The 534-nt window shown below is 42.7% G+C and carries 1 protein-coding gene; it reads right to left on the bottom strand.

The features are described 5' to 3' along the window. A partial coding sequence (locus tag R7Z50_RS30710; protein WP_318150180.1) for a tetratricopeptide repeat protein occupies positions 1-534 on the bottom strand: 534 nt, incomplete at both ends.

Below are 534 nucleotides of genomic sequence, written 5' to 3'. Positions count from 1 at the left end.
TTGGGCTTTGAATTGCGAGTTCTTCTCTATTTCACCAATCAGTGGGTTTAATCCAAACAAAAGGTTTTCAAAGCATTGATTTGAAGGTGCATTGAGCGCTCTATATAAGTGGCAGCGCACAAAATTCAGTTTGGTGAAGATGCCGCCTCGGAAGGTATTTTCGTTCTTTTCGTAGTAGCGCTTAATGTAAGTGACCGCGTCATCGTAAGATTCGCTGGCTAAAGAGAGGTTGGTGATCACCAGTTCACGCTCAGAACCAGCATCCAACAACATAGTCGATTGCTTAAGGTGTTTGATCGCTTTAGGAATGTCTTCACTCAGCACCGCCATGTTAGACATTTCATCGTGATAGTAGGGGTTCTCTTTTTTACTGCTCAAGCTTTCCAGAACTTCTTGTGCTTTTTCTAAGTTATCGGTCTCAATTAGCGTGTTGGCGAGTGCAGTTTTAATCCAGTCAAAATTGTCTTCTTTGAGTAACTTTTCGTATTCGCTACGGGCGCTAGAAAACTGTTTGTTTTGCACCATTGCATGCGC

The sequence above is a fragment of the Vibrio sp. 1249-1 genome, assembly GCF_033340495.1.
The sequence above is the reverse complement of the archived record's forward strand: the minus strand, read 5'-3'. Positions and strand labels throughout refer to the sequence as shown.